The sequence below is a fragment of the Azotosporobacter soli genome, from assembly GCF_030542965.1.
In the GTDB taxonomy this organism is placed as follows: domain Bacteria; phylum Bacillota; class Negativicutes; order SG130; family SG130; genus Azotosporobacter; species Azotosporobacter soli.
On the sequence record NZ_JAUAOA010000006.1, the window covers coordinates 55,956 to 77,417 of the forward strand.

Here is a 21,462-nt window from a genome sequence, read left to right on the forward strand (position 1 = left end):
AGCCGCTTTACTCTTTGCTCATTGAACAATCGGCTCGAGACGGGGAGACTTTGCTCCCCGCTTCGCGCCCATGTTTTTTTAGGGGTAAACGTGGGTGCCGGTCTTTCCGGCAACGGCTTCTTCGAGCGATTCCGGATTGGTGATGATCGCGTGTTTGCCGCCGTTTTCTAGGAACTGAATCACCGCTTCGACCTTCGGCAGCATGCTGCCGGGGGCAAAGTGTTTTTCTGCCGCATATTGCTTGAGTTCGGCTAAGCTCACTTTGTTCAACGCTTTTTCATCCGGCTTGCCGTAGTTCAGGTAGACCACCGGAACGCCGGTCGAGATGACGAGCGTGTCGGCTTCGATCTGCGTCGCCAAAAGACTGGAGGCAAAATCCTTGTCGATGACCGCATCGACGCCTTTCAGCGTACCGTCCTCTTCCTGCACGACCGGGATACCGCCGCCGCCGACCGCGATCAGGCAATAGCCGTCTCTGACCAGTTTGCTGATCACGTCTTTTTCGACGATCGTCTGCGGTTTCGGCGATGCGACGACGCGGCGGTAGCCGCGACCGGCGTCGCTAACCATGACCCAGTCGGGATTGTCTTTACGGATCGCTTCCATCTGCTCTTCGCTGTAAAACGTACCGATCGGCTTGGTCGGCGTAACGAATGCCGGATCTTTCTGATCGACGATAACCTGCGTTACGATCGTCATCGCTGACTTCTCGACGCCGCGCCGCTTAAACTCATTATCCATGGCCTGTTGGATCTGGTAACCGATCGCGCCTTGCGTATCGGCGCCGCAGCTGACGAGCGGCACGCGATGCATGCCTGCCTTCTCGCTGGCAATCTCGGACCGCCGCAGGATGAAGCCCACTTGGGGACCATTGCCGTGCGTGATGATGACGTCGTATCCCTGTTGAATCATCCCGGTGATATGTCGGGCCGTCTCACACACGGCAGAAAACTGGTCCTCCACGGACTGGTGATCGTTGTCACGGATCAGGGAATTTCCGCCTATGGCAACTACCGCCAGCTTGTTCATCGTTATCTACCGCCCATTAACAGAGTCATAACCGCTTTTGCGGTATGCAGACGATTTTCGGCTTCATCATATACGACGGAATGCGGACCATCGATCACGGAGTCTTCCACTTCGTTGTTGCGGTCAGCCGGCAGTGCATGCATGTACATGACATTCTTGTCCGCAGTCGCCATTTTGGCTTCGGTGCATTTCCATGATTTTTGCGCTTTCAGCTTGTCATCGACGACAGCGACTGCGCCAGCGGCCTGCAGACCGGTCTGATCGTTAACCCAGTTGCCCCAGTTTTTCGGGATGACGATATGCGCACCAGCATAGGCTTCGGCTTCATTATCGGTGACGGTAACGGTACCGCCGTATTTTTCCGCGTTGGCCTTCGCTTTGGCGATGACCCAATCCGGCAGTTCCCAGCCTTTCGGATGCGCCAGCACAACGTCCATGCCGTAGCGGGGGAAGAGAAGAACCTGGGAAACCGGTACGGAAATCGGTTTTTTATGGCTTTCTGCATAGGCCCAGATGATGGACACCTTGGTGCGTTTCAAATCGCCGATTTTTTCCTTCATCGTCATCAGATCCGCCAGCGCCTGCATCGGATGATAGAGATCGCACTGCAGATTCATGATCGGCACGGTCGAATGTTTGGCCATTTCGGTCAGATATTTGTTGCCGTAGCCCCAGTTGCAATAACGGCAGGCGATGCCATGACCGAAGCGGGACAGGATCGTCGCGGTATCCTTGGCGCTTTCGCCGTGCGCGATCTGCATGCTGCTCGAATCCAAGAAGCCCGCATGGCCGCCAAGCTGTGCGAAACCGGCTTCCATCGAGTTGCGCGTGCGCGTCGATTGTTCAAAGAACATCATGAACATCGATTGATGCAAGAGATACGGCGTAGGTACGCCCATCGCGAATTTTTTCTTCAAATCGAGCGAGACTTCGAGCATCGTGTCGACTTCTTCTTTTGTGAACTCTTCCAAATCGATGAAATGTCTGCCTCTGAAAACGCTTTGCATAATGATGATCCCCCTCAAATTTTGTTTTATTTGTTGCGAATTTTTTATTGAACCACAGATGCCTGCGGCATCGCAGTAGCGCTAACGCGCCGCACAGTGTAGGCCGCAAGCGGCCGCTGTGTTGCCGAAGGCAACTGTGGTTTAAACGCTTTATCCTTAGACCAGGTTCTGTGTGTTTTTCGGCATTTTGTCCGCATATTTTTTTACATAGAGCAATGGAATAGCGGCATACATCGCGGCGCAGTCGACCAGTTCTTTTTTCCAGGTCTTTTCGTTTGGCGCATGCGCCTGATCTTCATGACCAGGGCCGAAGCCGATGCAAGGGATACCGTAGCGGCCCATGATCGAAACGCCGTTCGTCGAGAACGTCCACTTGTCGACTTCCGGTTTTTTCTTGAACAGCTCCGCATACGCTTCTTCCAGCGTACCGCAGACCGGATGGCCGTCTTCGATCAGCCAGGTCGGGAAGTAGCATTCGGTCGGATAGACGAGGCCGGTGTAAGCAGGACGATCGTATTGATACATCGTTACTTCTGCTTTGGCCGCTTTGACGGACGGCAGATTTTTGATCTGTTGGATCGCATATTCCCAAGTCTCGCCAGCCGTCAGACGGCGGTCGATCGAGATCCAGCAGCTGTCTGCCACTGCGCAGCGCGACGGCGAAGTATGGAAGATTTCCGATACGGTCAGCGTGCCTTTGCCCAGGAACGGATGATCGAGCAGATTTTCGTGCAGCGCCCGTAACTCTTCGAGAATCGGAGCCATTTTATAGATGGCATTGTCGCCGCGCTCCGGCGCGCTGCCGTGGCAGCTGACGCCTTGCGTCTTGACCTGGATTTCCATCCGTCCCCGTTGACCGCGATAGATCTTGCCGTCGGTCGGTTCGGTGATCACGACGAATTCCGGCACCAGTTTATCTTCATTGATGATGTACTGCCAACACAAGCCGTCGCAGTCTTCTTCCTGCACGGAGCCGACTACCCAGAGCGTATACTCGCCTTCGAGGCCGAGATCCTTGATGATCTTTCCGGCGTAGACCATCGAGGCCATGCCGCCTTCCTGGTCGCTCGCGCCGCGCCCGCCGATCACTTCGTCATCTTCAAAGCCTTTGTACGGATCGAATTCCCAGTTCGCCATGTTGCCGACGCCGACGGTGTCGATATGCGCGTCCATCGCAATCACATGCGGGCCATGGCCGATACGTCCCAGCACATTGCCCATTGGATCGATCTTGACTTCGTCAAAGCCGACTTTTTCCATCTCCTGCTTGATGCGCAGGACGACCTTCTCTTCCTGACAGCTTTCGCTCGGGATCGCCAGCATGTCGCGCAAGAATCGGGTCATTTCCGGTTGATACTTCTTTGCCTGTTCGACGATTTTAGCAAATTCCATGATTCCACATTCCCCTTTCAACATCACCGCTTGTATATTTCAGCCTTGGTTTGGGGCTCTGCAACCTCTTCCCAAACCCTGCCGCTACGCCCGTGTCAGTAAGAACGGCAACGACCTGGTCACGCCATGGTAAAGCGCCGCCATTTCGGCAGCCTGGCGCAGCGAGAAATCGCCGCTGAACTCCGTTTTCAACTGCATCGCCTTCAGCTCGAAGCTGTCGCTTAAGGTCAGCTGCAGCGCGTCGTCTTCGAACAGCCAGCCGCTCTTCGTCAGCGCAAGCGTCATTTCCCTGCCGCCTTCGCGGCGTTTGATCCGCTCGCCTTCGATGTAAAACGCATTGTCGTTTTCTTGCGCAAAGTCCGCTTTCTCGCGGAACAGGCGCGGTTTATCGAGATACGGCCTGCCCTGATGGACGCAGAAGCTGGCGCAGTTGCCGCACTCGTTACAAAAATCGTCCAGATGAAGGATTTGGCGCGTCTGCCGGATCGCGAACTCTTCCGTGCCGGAGAGCGTCAGTTTGCCGTTCAGGCAGGAGAGGCGCGGCAGTTCGACCTCGATTTGCGGCAACTGGTAGATAAAGTTGGCCCGGTTGGGGCACACCTCGACGCACTTGTCGCAAAAGCTGGCGCACTGCAGACACCGCTTCGCCTCTTCTTTCGCCTCCGCTTCCGCCAGCGTTCGATCGACCAGCTTGAAACCGTCGCGTTCACTAAACGGCAGCGTCGCCTGTCTCTTTTGCGCCGATTTTCTGCAGCGCGCCTGTTTCACGCACAGAATCTCTTCTTCACTCAATGTCACGGAGGGCTCTGCCTCGGGGCTCTTCAGTCCCAGTTTCTCGCAGATCGCCGCAGCCGCGCGTTGGCCGTCGGCGCAGGCCTGGATCACGATCGCCGGTCCGGTAACCGCGTCTCCGCCTGCATATACGCCGCAGACCGAAGTCTTGCCGCTGCGTTTCTCGATTGCGACGCCGCCGCTTTTCTCAAGCCGGACCTCGCTGCCGTCAAAAAAGTTCAAATCCGCGCTCTGTCCGATCGCGATGATCACTGCGTCGGCCTCGAGCGTAAACGCGCTGTCTGGAATCGGCACCGGGCGTCGCCGCCCGCTCGCGTCTGGTTCGCCAAGCTTGTTGCGACTGCAGGAAAGACCTTTCACCCTGCCGCCTTCGAGTAGAATCGCCTCCGGCGTTGCCAGTTCTTCGAGCTGATTTCCTTCCGCAAATAATTCATGAATCTCTTCTTCAATCGCGGGCATTTCCTGGCGCGTCCTTCGATACACCACCGTAACCGGCTGTCCGGTGAGCCGCTGCGCGGTGCGCGCCGCGTCCATCGCCGTGTTGCCGCCGCCGATGATGACGGCTTTTTTACCAAGCGCGACTTTTTCGCCGCGCGCGACTTTTTCCAAAAGTTCAAGCGCACTGTAGACGCCGTCTGCACCGTCGCCGGGGATATCCATCTTCGCATCCTGCGGAAAGCCGCACGCGAGATAAACCGCGTCGTACCCCTGTTTCAAGAGGCCTTCCGCCTTGCCGTTCACCGGCTGCGAAAGCCGAATCTCGACGCCTAGGTCGCGGATGCGCTGCACATCGCCGTCGAGCACTTCTTTCGGTACCCGGAACGCCGGTGCGATCGCCATCATGCCGCCTGCGCGTTCGCGCTTTTCAAACACAGTGACGTCAACACCGCGCAGTGCAAGCGCCGTCGCCGCCGCAAGGCCGGAAGGCCCGCTGCCGACGATCGCCACCTTGTGGCCATTCGCCTTGCCCTTAGGAAGCTGCGCCTTGCCGTGTTCGGAAGCGAACCGTTTCAGCGAACGGATCGCGACCGGTTCGTCGTAATTGTTGCGCGTGCATTTGCTTTGGCAAAGGTGCGTACAGACATAGCCTGTCACAGACGGGAGCGGATTGCGCTCGAGAATCGTCGTCAGCGCCGCATCATAATCGCCCTCTGCAATCTGCCACGCATAGCGGGGTACATCCTGGCAAACTGCGCATTGCGCGGTGCAAGGCGCGGCGACACAGTCAAACGCGCTCAGATTCGATTCGAGTTTCGGCAGTCCGTGATCATGATAGGCTTTTTTATAGCGAATATCGCTTAGCGCCTCTTCGGCGGCCCGATCAACATTAGTCAATCTGTCGGCAGCCAGTTCATCAAGGTTTTTTGCCTTTTTCACTTTCATGTCCGCTTCGAGCTGTTCAAGATATTGCACCAGATTCGAATAGCCGCCCGGTTTCAGGAGATCGGACGCGACCGTGACCGGCAAAGCGCCCGTCGCGAGAATCGTCGAGAAATTCAGCGCATCCGCGCCTGCGGAATATGACACGCTCAGTTTGCCGTCGAATTGCTGCGCAAATTTCTTGACCAGCTGCATCGTCACCGGATACAGCGCCCGGCCTGACATGTACATTTCGTCGCCGGGCATCTGCTTCTTATAATTCGCCATCGCCAGCGTGTTGCTGAGCTTGACGCCGAACGCGAGACCGCGCTCCTTGGCGACCTGCCAGAGCATCGTCACCAGCTCGACGGCCTTGTCATATTTCAAATCATGATCGAAGACTTTTTCCGGAATGTCGATCGAGCGATAGCCAAGTTTTTCATGCAATATCCCAAGGACGCATTCGCGGCCAAGCAGCGTCGGATTCAATTTCACCGTTGTATGCAGGCCGCGCTCTTCCAAAAGGAAGCGGGCGATGCGGCCGATCTCATCCGGCGGGCAGCCGTGCATCGTCGACAGCGTGACGCTGTTCGTGATTTGATCCGGAATCTCAATGTCGGCAAACTGCGGATATTCTTTTTGCAAAAACGCTCTGATCTCAGTGAGTTCGGTCTTCGCATTCTGCATACGATCCATGAAACGCGTCATCTCCGGCGTCTTTACGCCTTCCAAATTGTAGCCGACGCTCATATTGAAGATCGTACCGACCGGCAGCGTCGCATCCCAGCCAAGGATGCGCGGCAGAATATGGATCAGCGCCCAGGCCTTGATATATTCCGGCGCGGACTGTTCCAGCTTGAGCTCCTGCGACCATTCGACGTTATAGCCTTCGTCTTCCATATCGATGCAGGGTCGCGCAATTTCCAGTTCGTCCATGCACTGCACCGTTTTCAATTCGATAAAGCGCGCACCCGACAGCCAGCTGCACAGGATGTTCTGCGTCAGCTGCGTATGCGGTCCGGCAGCCGGTCCAAGCGGCGTCGCCAGATAGTGACCGAACAAGTCCTGCACCGCATAGGGTGCATCCGCCTTCGGCGTGTAAAAAAGAGAACGGTGAATGCCGAAAATGCTCTGATTCTCCTGGTATTCCTTCAATATCCATTCCAGCAAGACCGGAAACGGTTGAACTTTCATGCTGTGTGACATGTTCGGTTTCCTCCTCTAACAACTGTTGTTGCCTGGCCGATAATTCTCAGGCCACTTTTTCCAGTGTTTTTTTCAGTTTTAATTTTCCAATTTCGTTGAAGAAGGCATTGAGCAAAATCGCACTCAGTGTGCCGCCGGTAATCCCGCTGTGCAAGACGATGCGAGCCCATTCCGGCAACGCGTGATAAAAGTTAGGAACGGCAAGCGGCACCATGCTGACCCCAATGCTGACCGCCACGATTAACGTGTTCTTGTTGCCTTCATAATTGACCTTGGTCAGGGCGCGAATCCCGCTCGAAGCCACCATGCCGAACATCACGATGCCGGCGCCGCCAAGAACTGGGTTTGGAATCGCCGCAACCACTGCAGCCGCTTTCGGAAACAAACCAAACAGGATCAGAATCAGACCGCCAGTCGCTACGACGAAGCGGCTTTTGACGCCGGTCAGGCTGACCAGTCCGACGTTTTGCGCAAAGGCGGTATGCGGAAAGCTGTTAAACAAGCCGCCGATCATGGTCGCCACGCCGTCGGTCTGCAAACCGCGCGTCAATTCCTTCGCTCCGACCGGCTTATCGACAATCTGCCCGATTGCAATGATGTCGCCGGTCGTCTCGGTCATCACGACCAGCATCACGACGGTCATCGCCAGAATGGATGAAAGTTCGAACGTCGGCATACCGAACGCAAACGGCATTGTAAATCCGATCCAATCCGCCTGGCCGACTTTAGAAAAATCGACGATGCCAAGCGGCATTGCAAGCAGCGTTCCGAAGACCAGTCCCAGCAAAACTGAAATGTTGCTAAGAAACCCGCTAACATATTTATTCAGCGTCAGGATAAAGGCCAGCACCGCAAAGGCCAGACCGATATTGGCGGGACTCGCGTAATTCGCAGCGGCTGAATTCCCTCCGGCCGCCCAATTAACAGCGACCGGCAGCAATGCGATGCCGATAATCGTAATGATTGTGCCGGTGACGACGGCGGGAAAAAATCGCATCAGTCGGCTGAAAAATGGACTGAGCAGGTAGGTGATCAGCCCGGCAGCGATCGTCGCGCCAAAAATGCTGGTCAAACCATGTTCCTGGCCGATCAGAATCATCGGCGATACGGCGGCAAACGTCACGCCCTGCATGATCGGAAATTTGATGCCGACCGGTCCGATACCGATCGCTTGGATGATTGTTGCAATGCCGGCGCAAAATAAGTCGGCATTGATCAGATAAATCACTTGCTCCTGTGACAGGTGCAATGCATTGGCTAAAATTAGCGGCACGGCCACCGCACCGGCGTACATCGCCAATACGTGCTGGAGACCGTAGGCGAATAACTGGCCAATGGGCAGCATTTCGTCTACTGGGTGAATCGTGTTCTCTTTCACTCTGATCACCTCTTTAGATTAGAAGCGCTCCCATACCTTGGCGCTTAACCTGCGCGCCTCGGCGCAAATGGCCGCTTCATCGATGCCGACCAGTTGGCGTTCTTCCATCCGCACCTGGCCGCCTACTACCGTGGTCACGACGCCGCGACCGGACATCCCGAACAGGATGTGTCCGTTGGCATTGTCCGCCGACAGCGCGGTCGGCGGCTGATAATCGACTACGATCACATCGCCGTACGCGCCCGGCTTCAACTGTCCGAGCGGTTTGGGGAAATACTTGGCGGCGATCAATGCATTGTTTTCAAAGAGCATCGTCGGAATTTCGCCCCAGGCTGCGCCGGGATCCGCCTGTTGATGCTTATGCAATATGTTGGCTACCTTATAGGACTCCAGCATGTCGCTCGTGTAGCCGTCCGTGCCAAGACCCATCAGGATTCCCTGCTCCAGCATGGAAAGCACCGGCGAGCAGCCTACGGCGTTGCCCATGTTCGATTCCGGATTATGAACCACCGCGGTTTTGCTCTCTTTCAGCAGTTGCCGCTCCGCGTCGTTGACATGAACACAGTGCACCGCAATCGATTTATCGCCCAGAATGCCGAATTCGTTGAACCGTTCCACAACCCGCTTACCGTGCGTCTCCAAACTGTGTTCCTGATCGGAGAGCGCTTCCGCCGTGTGGACGTGAAACCCAGCATTGCTGTTTTGTTTCGCAGCAGCGCAACGTCTGAGCGTTTCATCGCTCAGCGTCATTGACGCATGCAGGCCAAACATGCCCCGAAGCATCGGGTCATTGCCGTTATTGGCATGGTTGATGAAATCCATGTTTTCCCGGATTCCCTCTTCCATCACCGCCTGGCCGTCGCGATCCGAGACCTCATAGGCATAGCAGCCGCGCAGGCCGATTTCCTTGCCGGCCTTGGCCAGCGTAAACAGGCTGTTTTTCACCGCAGCGGGACTGGCATGATGGTCGAAGATCGTCGTCGTACCGTTTTTAATGCAATCAATCATTACCGGCAATGCGCTGTAATAAACGTCTTCCGTCGTTAGCACCTTGTCGAGTCGCCACCAGAGCCGCTCCAATATTTGAACGAAATTCTGCGGCGACGCATCCTTCAGAGCCATGCCGCGGGCAAACGTACTGTATAGATGCATGTGGCTGTTGATCAGGCCCGGCATAATGACCCGACCTTTCGCATCGCTGAAGCGTGCAGCCGGATACTTCGCTTTCAATTCATCCGTTTTACCAACGGCAACAATCGTGTCGCCGTCAATTGCAACGCAGCCGTCCGCGAGAAACGGTTGAGCGGGATCGCGGGTAATCATGCTGCCATTTCCGATCAGAAGCATATTTATTCTCCTTTGCAGACCGTTTTATTCTTTTGGTGCCGGGCACTCTCCCTGCCACGTGATGCTGCGATATTTAGCCGGATCGGTATCGCCTTCGGTGCTGAAGACCAAGATCCGTGACTGTTCATTCAAGCCGAGTCTGTCTTTCAAATCCTTCAGCGCCGGGTTCGTCATCAGTTCAACGACAAGCCCTGTCGTCACCGCTCCGGATTCGCCGGACACCACCTGTTTATCCTTGGAGAGCGGATTGCCGAGAATACGCATGCCGTTCGCCGCGACCCAGTCCGGACAGGAAACGAAAGCCTCGCTGTAATCGCGCAGGATGTTCCAGCCGATGATATTGGCTTCGCCGCAGGCCAGACCGGCCATGATCGTGACCATATCGCCGCCCACCGCATGCGGTTTCCCGTCGTTGGCCAGACCGGATTTGTACATGCAGTCGGCCTGATCCGATTCGACGATGACCACCTTAGGCTGTTCTTCGCCAAATGCGGCGGCGAAATATCCCTGCACCGCGCCTGCCAGCGATCCGACGCCCGCCTGGATGAAGATATGCGTCGGTTTTTTCACCTGGATTTCCTGCAGTTGCGTCAGCGCTTCGGCCGCCATCGTGCCGTACCCCTGCATGATCCAGGCCGGAATATCTTCGTAGCCTTCCCACGCAGTATCCTGGACAACGACCCAACCGTTTTTCTTGGCCCGTTCGGTGATCAGGCGAACCGCATCATCATAATTCAAGTCGGTGATGCTGGCATCCGCGCCTTCGGCTTGGATATTTTTAAGTCGAGTCTGCGAAGAACCTTTCGGCATATAAATTACCGATTTTTGTTTTAGGCGATTAGCGGTCCAAGCCACGCCGCGGCCATGATTTCCATCGGTTGCAGTGGCAAAGGTGATTTCGCCGAGCGCCTTACGCGTTTCGGACGACGTCAGTTCAGCGTAGCTCAGTTCACTGATATCCTTGCCCAGTTTTTCCGCCAGATAGCGGGCCATCGCGAACGAGCCTCCCAAGACTTTAAACGCGTTCAAGCCGAAGCGATACGATTCGTCTTTTACATATAAACCGGCAACACCGATATGCTTTGCCAGTTGTCCCAGATCTGCCAACGGCGTCGGTTTGTACTCGGGAAAACTCTCGTGAAATTTCTTCACTTTGCCGATTTCGCTCGGACTTAAGAAGGTGAGATCGGCTTTCGCCTGTCCGCGTTTGCCATTGGCAACCCATTTGATCTTAGCATCCATTCTCCATACCTCTCTTCTGCTCTCGCTATTTCCCTATTGCCTTATAATGCAATAAGGATGCCAACTTTTCTCACACGTCGCCAAAGCGTTCTCTTTTCAACGCTGCAAGTCCCGACAGTGCAGTCAGATTCAGCGTTGCTCCTCTCTTTTTAAATTTGCTCCGTAAGACATTTTTTTCCGTCCGAGAAATTTTTCTCTGAAAGAGGCAAAGAATAAAGCGCTCTTTATTATCAATACGATAATTTGTATCATTTTGATAAGAAAGAAACGCCTAAAGTCTGTAAGCCTGCCATTCCTTGGCCTAACTTCGTTCTCATGCATTTACGCCAATTATTTTTATCGTTTTGATAAAAGAAAGGAAAGGAGTCGCCTTGCAAGCAAGACGACTCCTTTCCTCTATTCTTCTTTCTCTGCGTCGCAGCCTGCGCAGCCGCAGCCGCAACATGGACGGGCTAAAGAGACGCCGCACTCCGTGCAGTATTCCTCCTTCGCCTGTGGTATTCGCCCGCAACCGGGACAGACGCGCACCTGCATCATTGGCCTTTCCCATCCGGCTTTGCGCTGGGACAACTTTTGCAGCCGCTGCAACCACTGCTATCGTTACTGCAATTGCAAACCACATCACCCTTACTTTGTTTCCACAAGAGGCGAGCTAAATAATACACTGCCATCAGGCCGATTGCCGCCAATACTATTTTTTCCACTTTCTACCTCCTAACTGCCGAGGCCTAGCAGTTTTCCACCGTTATAGACGAGGAAAGCAACCAACCAGGCCAGCGCTGTTGAATATCCCATGCTGAATGCAGCCCATTTCCAGGAATTCGTTTCCCGTTTGATCGTCGCGATCACCGCCAGGCAGGGCGAGTAAATCAGCGTGAAAACCATCATCGTGTAGGCAACGAGAGGGTTGAACGTCGGATCGTCCGCTAACGCCTTTTTAAGCGATGTCCCGTTTTCTTTGCCGTCCCCTACACTGTAAATCGTCCCCAAACTGCTAACGACGACTTCTTTTGCGCTGAATCCGGCGATCAGCGAAACATTGATCTTCCAGTCGAAGCCGAGCGGCGCGGTCACCGGTGCAAAGAACTGACCCAACTTACCGGCATAGCTTTTCGCCAGTTTTTCGCTACCCTGTTCTTTTTCCAGTTTTTCCGTCGTCTCCGTCAACGCTTCCTTCAGTTCCAGATAGCGACTGACAGCCGGAAACAGTTCACTGTGACCCTGTTGCACCGCAGCCAACTTAACCGCTTTTTCATCCGCAAGCGAAATGATCTGCGCTGCATCGTCTTCCGCTTCTTCTTCCTGCTTCTTAAAGCCTTCTTCGATTTCCGTCAGCTCGACGATCAAAGATTGCAACTCTTCACTGTCAGCCAGCTGCGCCAATTGAAGCGGCCCGGTCACCTCTTCCTGAACCTGAGCAGTAAAGGCAGCCGTCGCTTGCGCCGCAAGTGCATCGTAATCTTTGTCGAACTCGACCTGATTCGGATAGTTCGTCAGGAACCAGACGATGACCGAGACCGCCAGGATGATCGTACCCGCTTTGCGCACATACATCGAACTTTGGTTCCACATATGAATCATCACGCTGCGCAAGGTCGGGATTCGGTACGGCGGCAGTTCCATCACAAACGGTTCCGTATCCCCTTTAAAAAGTACCGAACGGAAAATGCGCGCCATCAAAACCGCCAGGAAAATCCCAAGCAGATAAATGGAAAACAATACATTGCCCGCCATGTTTTCCGAAAAGAACGCCGCGATCAAGAGCGTGTAGATCGGCAAACGTGCGCTGCAACTCATCAACGGGCTGACCAGGATCGTCACCATCCTGTCGCGCGGATTCTCGAGCGTTCGCGTTCCCATGATCGCCGGAATGCCGCAGCCGAAACCGAGCATCAGCGGAATGAACGATTTGCCGTGCAAGCCTACTTTTTGCATGACCCGGTCCATGATGAACGCAGCTCTTGCCATATAACCGGTGCCTTCGAGCAGCGCTATCGCAAAAAAGAGTAGCAGGATCTGCGGCAAAAACGAGAGCACCGAGCCTACGCCGCCAATCGCGCCGTCGACCACCAACGACTTCAGTTCGCCGTCCGGCAGATAACCGCCGACCAAGGCCGCAACCCATTCGACGCCGCTTGCGATCCATTCCTGAGGATAATGACCGATGCGGAAAACGAGGCTGAAAACCAGCCACATCAGGCCAAGAAAGATCGGAATGCCGAGCACCCGATTCGTCAAGACCCGATCCACCTTGTCGGAAAACGTCAGGACGTCTTCATCCGGCGCAGTGACAATCTCTTTATACACTTTGCCGATGAAACGATAGCGCCGGTCGGCAATCGCCAACTCCGGCTCCTCACCCAATTGATTTTCAAGCTGCTGACGCAGACGCGAAGCAGAGCGCAGCACTTCTTCGCCGCCAGCGACTTGCGCCATATCGGCAACCACTTCCTTGTCGTTTTCCAAGAGTTTAAGCGCCAACCAGCGCAGCGGAAAAGCCAGGACACGATCGGCTTGCGGCAATTTTTCCGTCAGCACCTCGATCGCCGTTTCAATTTCTGTGCCATAATCAACTTTGAACGATTTTTTCACGCCGTCTTGCGCGACTTGCGCCGCCGCCTGAAGGATTTCATCCATGCCTTGATTGCGACTGCCGACCGCACGCACCACTTCCACGCCAAGCAATTGGCGGATCTTCTGTTCATGAATTTTGATATTGCGCGATTCCGCAACATCCGCCATATTCAAGACCAAAACCACCGGTCGTTCCAATTCCATGATTTGCATTGCAAGATATAAATTGCGCTCTAAGTTTGACGCATCGAGCACATCGATGACCACATCCGGTTTTTCTTGAATGATGAAATTTCGCGCTACAACTTCTTCGGGCGAATACGCAGTCAGACTATAGGTTCCCGGCAGATCGACAATGCGGAACTGCTGCTCGCGATAGCAGCGGCACCCTTCTTTCTTTTCGACCGTCACGCCGGAATAATTCCCGACATGCTGGCGTGAGCCTGTCAGGTTATTGAATATCGTTGTCTTACCCGCGTTCGGATTTCCCGCCAATGCTGCGATCAATAATTGCTTCGTCATGTTTCCTCCCCTGATTGAAAGTTAGGCAACCCTAACTTTTTTTACAAAAAATCAAACCTCTCACCTTAGCCGACTTCTATCTGGTGTGCCAAGCCCTGTTGAATCATCAAACGGCTTTCCCTGACTCCGACCAATACGCTGCCGCCGTTTCGACTGATCACACGCAAATCGGAACCGACCGTTAAACCCAGGTCGGCCAAGCGGACTCTCACTGCAGGCGAACCATGTATTTCAAGTATTTGAGCGGCTTGTCCCGCGTTTAACATCGTCAACGGCATATGCTCACCCCATTTTTCCTTCTTATGCCACTTCGATCTGAATCAGATTCGCTTCTGATTTGCGCAGCGACAGGTTAAAACCTTTTACTTTGATCTCCATCGGATCGCCAAGCGGTGCGAACTTTTCCACCTTGACCATCGCGCCGGGCACGATACCCATATCAACAATCCGGCGGTGAATCACGCCGCGGCCGACAACTTTCGCAACAATCCCTTTTTCACCAGGCTCTAACTCACTAAGCGGCTTAACCATCTATACCCCTTCTTCCTTTTTCATATTCATCGATCAGTTCTTTTTCCGCCGGGCTGATAAACGCATGCTGCAGCATGAAGCGCAAGAGTCCGTCCATCGTTTCCGGACTCAGAACATGTTCGAGCTTGCAGGCATCCTCGGCAGCCGTCTCCGGCGTAACGCCGAGAGCGCCGGTAAGAAAACTCGTCAAAACGCGATGGCGGTTGTGGATGCAGCGCGCCAGTTCTTTGCCCTGTTTCGACAAAGAGATGCTCTGATAAGGAGCATAATGCACCAGTTCGCGCTTCGCCAAGCTTTGCAGCGCGCCGGTAACACTGGCCATCTTCACGCCCATCCGTTCCGCCACATCCTTGACGCGTACAACATCACGGTCTTTGCCGATCTCGTAAATCGACTCCAGATAATTTTCCATGCTGGGCGAAACCGAACATTTCATTGACGTTCTCCCATCGTTCTTTGAGATTCATTCTCACTGAGAGCTTAAAAAATAAAACCCTTTGCCATGATTATAATAAGAATCAATCTCAATTGTCAATAACTATTTAGCCGGTATTTGTTTATACTGTTAACAAAAGGATTCTTCGTTCGGATGAAGAAGTCTTCTTACTAATCCGGACTCAGCAAGGAGGAACTATGAAAAGCGAAGATCCTAACAGCAGTCGGCCGGTCGAGCAGCTAGAGCGCTTAGCCCGCCACCTGGAGGCCTTAAACATTGCCGACTATCTGGAATCGCTGGAAAAACCGCGGAAACTGATCGTGACGAATTTCATCGCCGGCATCTCCAGGGGCTTAGGCTTTGCAATCGGCACAACCATCGTATTCGCACTCGTCATTGATATTCTGCGCCGCATCATCTTGTTGCATTTGCCGTTTATAAGCGCCTCGCTCATCGACTTCCTTCGACTTATTGATCTGAAGAAATAATAGACAGACCACCTGTTGATAAAAGAAGACTTGCCAACGTCGCAATGTTGGCAAGTCTTCTTTTATCAGTATCTTTTCGTTACGCCGTTTTACGCTCTGTGCGGATGAACGCCTTCGGCTGTTTATCAAGCAGCGACAGCGCGATGCCGATAACAATGACAACGATGCCGACGCTCTGCGTCCAGCTAACCTGTTCCTGCAGAAAGAAGATCGAAGCCGCCATCACGACCGGAAGTTCGACCGAGCCGAGCAGTGAAGCCAGTCCGCTTCCGATTTTCGGCACGCCTTTGGCGAACAGATAGACCGGCAATACCATGCCGAACAGGCCCATCGCGCCGCCCCAGCGCCACATGCCGCGCAGGATCGAGCCGTCCATCAAAAAATCGGGCGAAAAGATCAACAGCGAAACAAGGAACGCACCGGTCACCATCCAGGTGTTGCGCACCAAAGTCGGCAGTTCCAGCGCAGCATGGCCGCTAAAATTGATGAAGAGCGTATACGACAGTGCTGACAGCAAACCGAGTATGATGCCCGTGTAAGGCACTGCCTGGCCACCGCTTAGACCGGCGGCCAGCAAGGTTCCGCCAAGGATGCAGACCAGCGCGATCCAGCGCCAAAAGCCGGGACGGCGTTTCTTCCAGGCCCAGTCGACCATCAACCCGATCCAGGTGAACTGAAAGAGCAAAATGACCGCGTAGGAAGCGGGCAGCTCTTTGAGTGACTGATAATAAAAGACGCCGGTGAGACCCGACAGCGCGCCGCCGCCCAACAACAAGAGCAGAGTCGGCAGCGGCACCGCCCAAAGCTGCCGCCAGCGAAACAGGCTGAGACACCAAAAAGTCAATGCGCCGAAGAACATCTGGCTGCAGACCACCTGCGCCGGATTGAAACCTTCACTGTAGGCCATTTTCGTAAATGTTGACAGAATCCCGTACGAAGCGGAACCAATCAAGACCAGTAACGCAGAAAACCACATAAAAAAAACCTCCTTCTTGCGGAGATTGGAAAAAGTCCCGTTGCATTTTTAACTCGCGAGCCCACTGCAATGCGCATGTCCTGCGCCGTCTCTTGGATTCCCAGATTTATCTTGCACTTGAAACCTTTCGGCAACCGCCGTTGCGTCGTTTATCCTTTTTACGGAACACGCACCCGTCCTATTATAACTGCGCACGTGACGTGACACAAGGACAATTAAGGCCCGTCTGCCGCTTTGTACGCTCGCTTCTTTTGATTATAAAGAAAAAGGACCGGGCAATCGCCGCGATCCTTGCTCTTTCACCACTTTTGTGCGCCGCCTTTATAAGTCTTGCCCTGCCATTTCAAATACGCGGTGCATTCAAAGTGCCGGTTATCGGCCATCGTGCTGGCGGTCGGCTGACGCACAATCGTCACCGACAGGTCGCTGCCCAAGTTGTACACCCAAGTATCGCCGGTGTACGCCGGGCGATCATAGGCGAGCTTCTGGTCGACCAGCGTTTCAAACACGCCGCGGAAACGGATGAATTCACCCGGCCGGATATCGATATGCCAAAACGGTTCTTCACCGATCAGGATAAAGCCCGGTTCGATGTCGGCGACTTCACGCACCCATTCGCCGGCCAGATCGCGGTACGGAATCATAAAGCGGACAAAGCCGTTCGAGTACGGCGCGATTTCATACGGCGCATAATAAAGGACCAGACCGTCCTCAGTCAGATAGAATTTCTGCTGGTCGGTCACTTCGGGACGCACGAGAAGGTCGAGTTCTTTGCGTTCGATCGCTTCGTTCTTGACGCGCTCGGTCAGATACGTCTTATAGTCGAAGCCCGGCTTGAAGAGGTCCGCCAGTTTATAATTCTTTCCGGTATCGAGATTCACGGTCACTGCATTTTCAAACGGCATGCCATGCGCGCCGCCGATGAAGAGATAGCCGTTCTGCACCAGGCTGACCCAGGGGCCGCTGTCGTAATATACGCGATAATTTCCGGCAAAGCTCATGCTTTTCTTGATGCTTTCCGGCAACGCGGTTTGGCTGCGGTTCTCATCGCGCTGCTTAATGTAGTCCGCCATGATTCCCTGCAAATTTTTGACGAATTGCGCGTTCAGCGCCTCAAGCGCCGCCGGACTCGCGCCGCTGGTCACGACCGGCACCGTGCCCTTGACGTCTTTGTATTGGATATCCTTGCCGACGATCGCCGCCGCTTCCGCCGCACTGTTCACGAAAAGCGGGCAAAGCGCGATTGCCAGTATGCCAAGCCATTTATTCATCGTATCCCCTCTTTCTCCGTCTGGCAAAAAGGAGCCTGCCACGGGCAGACTCCTTGCAGCGTTTTATTTGATGATGTCGGTCCCCATGTACGGACGCAGGACTTCCGGTACGACAACGCTGCCGTCGGCCTGTTGATAGTTTTCCAAAATGGCCGCAACGGTACGGCCGATCGCAAGGCCCGAACCGTTGAGCGTATGCACGAATTCCGGTTTGGATTTCGTGTCGCGACGGAAACGGATGTTGGCGCGTCGCGCCTGGAAATCTTCGAAGTTGGAACAGGATGAAATTTCACGGTAGCAGTTGAAGCTGGGCAGCCACACCTCGAGATCGTACGTCATCGCAGACGTAAAGCCCATGTCGCCGGTGCAGAGCGCCATACGGCGGTACGGCAGGCCCAAGAGTTCCAGAATGCGTTCCGCGTTCAGCGTCAGCTGTTCCAGTTCGTTATAGGATTCTTCCGGCAAACTGAATTTAACCAGTTCCACCTTGTTGAACTGATGCAGGCGAATCAGGCCGCGCGTGTCGCGTCCTGCCGCTCCGGCCTCGGCGCGGAAACAGGCGCTGTACGCCGTATAGCGATACGGCAGGTCTTTGCCGTCAAGGATTTCATCGCGATGGAAATTGGTCACCGGCACTTCCGCGGTCGGAATGAGGAAATAATCAAGCCCTTCGAGCTTGAATGCGTCCTCTTCAAACTTCGGCAGTTGCCCGGTACCAGTCATGCTGGCCCGATTGGCAATGAACGGCGGGAAAAACTCCGTATAGCCATGCTGTCCGGTATGGACGTCAAGCATGAAATTGATCAAGGAACGTTCGAGACGCGCGCCCAGGCCGCGGTAAAAGAGAAAACGCGCTCCAGTTACTTTGCCGCCCCGTTCAAAATCGAGAATGCCGAGTTTTTCGCCAATCTCCCAGTGCGCTTTGACTTCAAAGTCCGGCAACGCGGTATCGCCCCAGCGGCGGACTTCTTTGTTGTCATGTTCATCCTTGCCAACCGGCACTTTTTCGCTCGGGATGTTGGGAATCGTCAGCATGATTTCCTGCAGACGGCTGTCCATGTCGCGCATTTTTGCGTCAAGCGCAGCAATCGTATCGCCGACCTGGCGCATCTCAAGCACCAACGGTTCGGCATCTTCCTTATTCTTCTTCAGACGGCTGATTTCCTGCGACGCGGCATTGCGCTTGCTCTTCAGGCTCTCCACCTCAAGCAGCAGATCCCGGCGATCTTTTTCCAGCAGCAAAAATTCATCCAGGTTGACGCTGGCCCCCCGGTTAGCCAGTGCCTGGCGTACGATTTCCACATTGTCGCGGACAAAACGAATATCTAACATCTATAATTCCTCCCTCTGCGCCGCTGGCTAAGCAGCCGCACTTATATCCCGCTCTCGACTTGACATTTGTTCAGACCAACAGAAGAAAGACCCCCGCTTATCCGTCAACGAGAGTCATGCTATCCCGAAAAGAAAACGTTACTTTATTGTACACCAGTCGACTTACCCTTGTAAAGCAGGCCTCTCAGGCGGTCTGATCATCTTCAGCGACGCCGGAAACAAGCCCCGCCGTCTGCACGAACGCCCGGAAACGTTCCGCCAGTTCGGGATCGAACTGCTGACCGCTGCAGCGCTCGATTTCTTCCAGCGCCTGCGCGGTGGAACGGGCAGCCGAGTAACAGCGCACGCTGGTCATCGCGTCATACGCATCGCAAATCGCCAGCATGCGGCTATGAAACGGAATCTGCGCGCCGCCGATCCCGTCCGGATAGCCTTTGCCATCGTAACGTTCATGATGATGACGCACCATATGCGCCAAGTCTTCGAAGCCGACCACTTCCTGCAGAATTTCCGCGCCCTTCGCAGAGTGGCGTTTGATCTCCTCATATTCCGGCTCGCTGAGCCGCCCCGGCTTATTCAGCACCTGTTCCGAAATGCCGATCTTGCCGACATCGTGGATCAGGCCGGCAATATAAGCCATGGTGATTTCTTCGGTCGGCAAAGAAAGGTATTCGGCAAAGCCGCCCATCAAGCCGGAAACATTGTCGCTGTGCAGCCTTGTATATTGATCCCGCGCATGAATCGCCTTGGTAAACGCATTCAAGATGCTGACATTCACTTCGCCGAGCTGAAATTCCATCCGTTTGAAGCGATTGATGCTGACATACGTCCCCACCGCATATTCGGCGCGGCCTTTCTCATCCTTAAGCAAAAAAGTGTTGACGAGGAACCAGCTGCCCTGCCCGGCCGAAGCCAGACGCAGGTAAACCTCGCGGCCGAGGACAGGAATCTCCTTGTCCATCGATTCGACCAGCGGACCGACATATTCGCCGCAGCCTTTTACCTTGCGCCCTTCATGGAAGACCTTCAACAGAGAGCGCTGCAGGACCTCGCGCCGATTGATCCGCCACATGTTGCACAGGGAGTCGTTAATAAAGGCCACTTTGAAATCTTTGTCGATGACCAGCATTCCATGAAACATATTTGATTCAATAGCGCCGCTGATGCGCTGCAACAATTCTTCTGCCATGATTGCTCTTGCGTCTCCTCATCCTTAGTGTGTCTGCGGAGCATCGATATGTCTTTCCTTTATTCCCGCCGGGATTAAAAACTCCTGCTCGAAGGCCCGTTTTTTAATTAAACATTCTTTTGAATTTTATCGCTCGCCCCGTCCGCCGTTTTCCGGCTTTGCTGATCGAGATACTGGATCGCGCTGAATACCGCGACCAGGCCTTCGCCGGTCGCCTTGGCGATCTGCCAGGGCTTGCCGGTGCAGTCGCCCGCCGCGAATACGCCGGGAATATTCGTCGCCATGTCCCGTTTTACCAAAATCACATCGCCTGCGCCTAGTTCGAGTCCCGGCAGGATGTTTTCCACCGGATCGGAATGCCGCAGGATGAATACGCCATCCACTTTCAGCGTCCCCTTGTCGGTGATCAGTTCATCCACCGTCTGCTTGCCGACGACTTCAAGCGGTTTGCTGTGCAGCACTTCCACCTTGTCATTGACGCAAGGCGTTTCTTTGTACTGCGGCAGATAATGCACATTCAGGCAGATTTCGCTGAGATAATCGGCCTCGGACTCGCCCTCCGGCGTATACGAAATAACCGCCACATCGCGACCCCGGTAGAGCATGCCGTCACAAGTGGCGCAATAGCTCACGCCGCGGCCGAGCAGTTCACGTTCGCCGCCAAGCAGTACCGCACTGGTCACGCCGGTGGTCAGGATGATCGTCTTCGCCTCATAGGTCGCGTCGGGCGTCAGCAAGGTAAACATTTCATTGCCGGGGAAAATATTCATCACCTTTTCCTTGATCAGCGTCGGCTGATGTTTCAGGCAATGGTCGGCGAACTGTCGCATCATCTCCTGTCCGCTTAGCTCCGGCAGGCCCAGATAATTTTCCACCGTATGCGCCTTCTGCAATTTTTGGCTGAAACTGCGGTGCTCAAAGAGCGCCACCTGTTTATTTCGGATGCGTCCGGTCAGCGCGGCCGATAGTCCGGCCGGTCCGCCGCCGATGACGGCTATATCAAAGACTGGTTTCTTCGTCATCACAATCCCTCCTTCCGGTCTCTATTATTTCCCTTGCCAATGCGTTAATTCCTGCTAACGGCAGCAGGGAATCGCGCCCTTTTGTCAAAATAGACAGTATCCGAGATAAAGGAGTGGATGCAAGGTGAAATTAACTGTAGAGTGTCCCGAATGCAATGCCGATTTCAAGGTCGATGTTGAAGCGCTGGCTAAAAAAGTAGCACCGCTGAAATGCGCCAGTTGCGGCATGACCGCCGCTCCCGACATCCAGACTGCTTATGAAAATGTCGGCAAAAGCCTCTCCGATCTTTGCTGCTGCTGCGACGAAACCGCCGAGCAATGGCTGCCAAAACAAGTGGAATCGGTAAAACAAGTAAAAGGCAAATAAGA

The 21,462-nt window shown here is 54.3% G+C and carries 20 protein-coding genes; 2 read left to right on the forward strand and 18 right to left on the reverse strand.

The annotated features are described in order from the left end of the window. Positions 1-78: 78 nt before the first annotated feature. The 13 genes from arcC to QTL79_RS07655 all read right to left on the reverse strand — a co-directional run bounded on the left by arcC (position 79) and on the right by QTL79_RS07655 (position 14,815). On the reverse strand, positions 79-1,029 hold the full coding sequence (arcC, locus tag QTL79_RS07595; protein ID WP_346354361.1) for a carbamate kinase: 951 nt from the start codon (positions 1,027-1,029) through the stop codon (positions 79-81). Between the two features lie 2 nt (positions 1,030-1,031). Continuing rightward, entirely contained in the window at positions 1,032-2,036 is a 1,005-nt protein-coding gene (locus QTL79_RS07600) for an ornithine carbamoyltransferase (protein ID WP_346354362.1), read from the reverse strand. 156 nt (positions 2,037-2,192) lie between these two features. After that, positions 2,193-3,428: a YgeY family selenium metabolism-linked hydrolase gene (locus QTL79_RS07605; protein ID WP_346354363.1), complete on the reverse strand. Its 1,236-nt coding sequence runs from the start codon at positions 3,426-3,428 to the stop codon at positions 2,193-2,195. A gap of 84 nt (positions 3,429-3,512) precedes the next feature. After that, a complete protein-coding gene (ygfK, locus tag QTL79_RS07610; RefSeq protein WP_346354364.1) occupies positions 3,513-6,785 on the reverse strand; it encodes a putative selenate reductase subunit YgfK in 3,273 nt (1,090 codons plus the stop codon). Positions 6,786-6,831: 46 nt separating this feature from the next. Further along, complete coding sequence (locus QTL79_RS07615) at positions 6,832-8,130, reverse strand: nucleobase:cation symporter-2 family protein (protein ID WP_346354460.1); 1,299 nt, start codon at positions 8,128-8,130, stop codon at positions 6,832-6,834. Positions 8,131-8,181: 51 nt separating this feature from the next. Then, a complete protein-coding gene (gene ssnA, locus QTL79_RS07620) occupies positions 8,182-9,510 on the reverse strand; it encodes a putative aminohydrolase SsnA (protein WP_346354365.1) in 1,329 nt (442 codons plus the stop codon). 24 nt (positions 9,511-9,534) lie between these two features. After that, a complete protein-coding gene (gene dpaL / locus QTL79_RS07625) occupies positions 9,535-10,752 on the reverse strand; it encodes a diaminopropionate ammonia-lyase (RefSeq protein WP_346354366.1) in 1,218 nt (405 codons plus the stop codon). A 396-nt stretch (positions 10,753-11,148) separates the two neighbouring features. Continuing rightward, on the reverse strand, positions 11,149-11,289 hold the full coding sequence (locus QTL79_RS07630; RefSeq protein ID WP_346354367.1) for a hypothetical protein: 141 nt from the start codon (positions 11,287-11,289) through the stop codon (positions 11,149-11,151). After that, complete coding sequence (locus QTL79_RS07635; RefSeq protein ID WP_346354368.1) at positions 11,286-11,456, reverse strand: hypothetical protein; 171 nt, start codon at positions 11,454-11,456, stop codon at positions 11,286-11,288. Before QTL79_RS07635 ends, QTL79_RS07630 begins: the two co-directional genes overlap by 4 nt. Positions 11,457-11,466: 10 nt before the next feature. After that, positions 11,467-13,848, reverse strand: a complete 2,382-nt coding sequence (gene feoB, locus QTL79_RS07640) for a ferrous iron transport protein B (protein ID WP_346354369.1) — start codon at positions 13,846-13,848, stop codon at positions 11,467-11,469. A 65-nt stretch (positions 13,849-13,913) separates the two neighbouring features. Continuing rightward, complete coding sequence (locus QTL79_RS07645) at positions 13,914-14,126, reverse strand: FeoA family protein (protein WP_346354370.1); 213 nt, start codon at positions 14,124-14,126, stop codon at positions 13,914-13,916. 22 nt (positions 14,127-14,148) lie between these two features. After that, positions 14,149-14,379: a FeoA family protein gene (locus QTL79_RS07650; RefSeq protein WP_346354371.1), complete on the reverse strand. Its 231-nt coding sequence runs from the start codon at positions 14,377-14,379 to the stop codon at positions 14,149-14,151. After that, positions 14,372-14,815 (reverse strand): metal-dependent transcriptional regulator, encoded by a 444-nt coding sequence (locus tag QTL79_RS07655; protein ID WP_346354372.1) that lies wholly within the window; start codon positions 14,813-14,815, stop codon positions 14,372-14,374. Before QTL79_RS07655 ends, QTL79_RS07650 begins: the two co-directional genes overlap by 8 nt. Before the next feature lie 197 nt (positions 14,816-15,012). Here QTL79_RS07655 and QTL79_RS07660 point away from each other — a divergent pair, with 197 nt between their 5' ends. After that, complete coding sequence (locus QTL79_RS07660; RefSeq protein WP_346354373.1) at positions 15,013-15,303, forward strand: DUF5665 domain-containing protein; 291 nt, start codon at positions 15,013-15,015, stop codon at positions 15,301-15,303. Between the two features lie 79 nt (positions 15,304-15,382). Here QTL79_RS07660 and QTL79_RS07665 read toward each other — a convergent pair whose 3' ends face one another. The 5 genes from QTL79_RS07665 to QTL79_RS07685 form a co-directional block, all read right to left on the reverse strand. After that, positions 15,383-16,279: a DMT family transporter gene (locus tag QTL79_RS07665; RefSeq protein WP_346354374.1), complete on the reverse strand. Its 897-nt coding sequence runs from the start codon at positions 16,277-16,279 to the stop codon at positions 15,383-15,385. 299 nt (positions 16,280-16,578) lie between these two features. After that, entirely contained in the window at positions 16,579-17,550 is a 972-nt protein-coding gene (locus QTL79_RS07670) for a DUF3298 domain-containing protein (protein WP_346354375.1), read from the reverse strand. A gap of 63 nt (positions 17,551-17,613) precedes the next feature. Further along, complete coding sequence (gene serS, locus QTL79_RS07675) at positions 17,614-18,882, reverse strand: serine--tRNA ligase (RefSeq protein ID WP_346354376.1); 1,269 nt, start codon at positions 18,880-18,882, stop codon at positions 17,614-17,616. Positions 18,883-19,066: 184 nt separating this feature from the next. Further along, positions 19,067-20,071, reverse strand: a complete 1,005-nt coding sequence (locus QTL79_RS07680; RefSeq protein WP_346354377.1) for an HD domain-containing phosphohydrolase — start codon at positions 20,069-20,071, stop codon at positions 19,067-19,069. Positions 20,072-20,178: 107 nt separating this feature from the next. Continuing rightward, positions 20,179-21,093: an NAD(P)/FAD-dependent oxidoreductase gene (locus QTL79_RS07685; RefSeq protein ID WP_346354378.1), complete on the reverse strand. Its 915-nt coding sequence runs from the start codon at positions 21,091-21,093 to the stop codon at positions 20,179-20,181. A 124-nt stretch (positions 21,094-21,217) separates the two neighbouring features. Between QTL79_RS07685 and QTL79_RS07690 the strand changes: the two genes are divergently transcribed. Beyond that, positions 21,218-21,460, forward strand: coding sequence for a zinc-ribbon domain-containing protein (locus tag QTL79_RS07690; protein ID WP_346354379.1), 243 nt, complete (start codon positions 21,218-21,220; stop codon positions 21,458-21,460). Positions 21,461-21,462: the final 2 nt, after the last annotated feature.

What these genes read in the sequence shown, in the direction of transcription:
- serS (WP_346354376.1), bottom strand. Translation starts at nt 18,882, where the DNA reads ATGTTAGATATTCGTTTTGTCCGCGACAATGTGGAAATCGTACGCCAG.
- QTL79_RS07670 (WP_346354375.1), bottom strand. Translation starts at nt 17,550, where the DNA reads ATGAATAAATGGCTTGGCATACTGGCAATCGCGCTTTGCCCGCTTTTC.
- QTL79_RS07615 (WP_346354460.1), bottom strand. Translation starts at nt 8,130, where the DNA reads ATGCTGCCCATTGGCCAGTTATTCGCCTACGGTCTCCAGCACGTATTG.
- feoB (WP_346354369.1), bottom strand. Translation starts at nt 13,848, where the DNA reads ATGACGAAGCAATTATTGATCGCAGCATTGGCGGGAAATCCGAACGCG.
- QTL79_RS07665 (WP_346354374.1), bottom strand. Translation starts at nt 16,279, where the DNA reads ATGTGGTTTTCTGCGTTACTGGTCTTGATTGGTTCCGCTTCGTACGGG.
- QTL79_RS07660 (WP_346354373.1), top strand. Translation starts at nt 15,013, where the DNA reads ATGAAAAGCGAAGATCCTAACAGCAGTCGGCCGGTCGAGCAGCTAGAG.
- ssnA (WP_346354365.1), bottom strand. Translation starts at nt 9,510, where the DNA reads ATGCTTCTGATCGGAAATGGCAGCATGATTACCCGCGATCCCGCTCAA.
- QTL79_RS07600 (WP_346354362.1), bottom strand. Translation starts at nt 2,036, where the DNA reads ATGCAAAGCGTTTTCAGAGGCAGACATTTCATCGATTTGGAAGAGTTC.
- QTL79_RS07650 (WP_346354371.1), bottom strand. Translation starts at nt 14,379, where the DNA reads ATGGTTAAGCCGCTTAGTGAGTTAGAGCCTGGTGAAAAAGGGATTGTT.
- arcC (WP_346354361.1), bottom strand. Translation starts at nt 1,029, where the DNA reads ATGAACAAGCTGGCGGTAGTTGCCATAGGCGGAAATTCCCTGATCCGT.
- QTL79_RS07685 (WP_346354378.1), bottom strand. Translation starts at nt 21,093, where the DNA reads ATGACGAAGAAACCAGTCTTTGATATAGCCGTCATCGGCGGCGGACCG.
- QTL79_RS07645 (WP_346354370.1), bottom strand. Translation starts at nt 14,126, where the DNA reads ATGCCGTTGACGATGTTAAACGCGGGACAAGCCGCTCAAATACTTGAA.
- QTL79_RS07605 (WP_346354363.1), bottom strand. Translation starts at nt 3,428, where the DNA reads ATGGAATTTGCTAAAATCGTCGAACAGGCAAAGAAGTATCAACCGGAA.
- ygfK (WP_346354364.1), bottom strand. Translation starts at nt 6,785, where the DNA reads ATGTCACACAGCATGAAAGTTCAACCGTTTCCGGTCTTGCTGGAATGG.
- dpaL (WP_346354366.1), bottom strand. Translation starts at nt 10,752, where the DNA reads ATGGATGCTAAGATCAAATGGGTTGCCAATGGCAAACGCGGACAGGCG.
- QTL79_RS07630 (WP_346354367.1), bottom strand. Translation starts at nt 11,289, where the DNA reads ATGATGCAGGTGCGCGTCTGTCCCGGTTGCGGGCGAATACCACAGGCG.
- QTL79_RS07655 (WP_346354372.1), bottom strand. Translation starts at nt 14,815, where the DNA reads ATGAAATGTTCGGTTTCGCCCAGCATGGAAAATTATCTGGAGTCGATT.
- QTL79_RS07680 (WP_346354377.1), bottom strand. Translation starts at nt 20,071, where the DNA reads ATGGCAGAAGAATTGTTGCAGCGCATCAGCGGCGCTATTGAATCAAAT.